Origin of the sequence: uncultured Maritalea sp. (genome assembly GCF_937139385.1) — a bacterium.
Taxonomy (GTDB): Bacteria; Pseudomonadota; Alphaproteobacteria; order Rhizobiales; family Devosiaceae; genus Maritalea; species Maritalea porphyrae_A.
In genome coordinates, this window is record NZ_CAKZPW010000112.1 from 1 (window position 1) to 1,719 (window position 1,719).

The following is a 1,719-nucleotide window of genomic DNA, read 5'->3' on the forward strand; positions in this document are numbered from 1 at the left end:
TGCGATCGTTTCCATAATCTGGAATGTTTGCGAGCGATTAAAGTTAGTTCGAGAAAAGCGATGGGCCAAAGCCCCGGCCGTTTGCCTCAAGCGGGCTGCAGCTTGCGTTGCTGGACCACGCCCTTTACCCATCGCTGTATGAAACGCTTTTGATCGTCCATCAAATTGAGCCAGAAGGTCCGGTGCTGCAACCCGAATTGCAGCGCTCAACATAATCATATTTTCATCATTATAAGGCGGCATTCCCTCCGGTATAGGACGGCCGGGATTGTTGACGGATGTTGGTCGTGCGGATGCTTCATCATAGATCCTGCGGTGACAGCTGTGGCAGTCATAGAAATAGAATTCTGGGAAAATACCTTCGGTTGCCAAGGCTGGTTTTGAGAAAAGATTCAAAGAGCGTTCAAGCGCCATAGCCTGGCCTACGGCCCAAAATTGCACACCATTGGTTCGGCCTTTGCGCCTTACATAATCAGCATCTTCATCATGATGCTGTTGAAGCGTTGAAAATAAATCCATTTCAAAAGAGATACGTGGATGACCAGCGGCCATAATGCGGTGATCAACAAATTGACCTGATTTGGCGCTACCAAAATGGCAGTCTAGACATACGCTGGCGCGGGCCTTTGGATTGTCTAGTGGGATCAGCCCTTTTGAAACATTGCGCGAATGGCTAGCGCCAACTGCATAATGGGCCGACAGCCAACCAGATGCAGGTCCATGGCACGCTTCGCAACCAACGCCATCATTCGCTTGAAAGCGAGGTCCTTTTTTCGCAGCAGGCGTACTGTGACACCCAAGGCATTCACTCGAATTTGCTGCATTTCCGATGCCAAGTCGTTTTGCGATGGCTATGCTTCGTGGTTCTCTAAGCACTCGAAAAGCGCGGCTATGTGCTCCGCCAGGGGTCGACTCTTCCTGCCAACGCATGAGTTCATCTTGCCGGACGACTTCACCATCGGCTTCTTGGCGTCCATGACAAGTCGTGCCACCACAACTTGCGACGCCCGTATGCGTCCCGCTAGCCAAATCCTGAGATGCCTGAACAGGTTCAGGTGCCGCAAAGGAAGAAGCCAACAGCGCGATGGCAGCCAATAAAATACAGAAAAGGCCGGCAGCTAGTGCTGACCCATTACGTTTCCAAGAAACGAATATCCCCTTTTGCATCGTTGCACTTACCAGTCCGAAAACTGGTTCCCTCTATCCGCACGACGCGACCCGACTGATGTTTGTGATTCCTACTTACCCACGTCCAAACACTCAATGCAAACAAAATTCGATCAAATTTCGTTGTTTTTTTAATGCTTTGGTTGTTTCAAGTTTTAAATAGGAACGACTATTGTGCTCAACGCGCAACATTTCCAGCTGTCACGATTGGTGTTTTTCCCTCAAATCCCGAAGTAAGCCAGCTTCAACTTTGTTTGCGGCGGATTACGAGATTTCGAATCTCTGTCATATCCTCCATTGCAAATCTGATGCCTTCACGGCCGACACCGCTGTCCTTCACGCCCCCATATGGCATATTGTCTACGCGGTATGATGAGACATCATTGACGACCACGCCGCCAACATCCAATTTATCCCATGCATCCAGAGTTTTGAAAAGATCACGTGTGAAGATACCCGCTTGCAGACCGAATTTGCTGTCGTTCACTTCATCCAGAGCTGCATTGAAGTCACTAAATTTCGAGAGAACCGCGAGTGGCCCAAATGCTTCCT

At 49.6% G+C, this 1,719-nt stretch carries 2 protein-coding genes; both read right to left on the reverse strand.

What is annotated here, in order from left to right:
* The coding region (locus Q0231_RS04630; protein ID WP_299345669.1) for a multiheme c-type cytochrome at nucleotides 1-1,167 on the reverse strand (1,167 nt) is incomplete at its 3' end.
* A gap of 244 nt (nucleotides 1,168-1,411) precedes the next feature.
* The coding region (locus Q0231_RS04635) for an aldehyde dehydrogenase family protein (protein WP_299345672.1) at nucleotides 1,412-1,719 on the reverse strand (308 nt) is incomplete at its 5' end.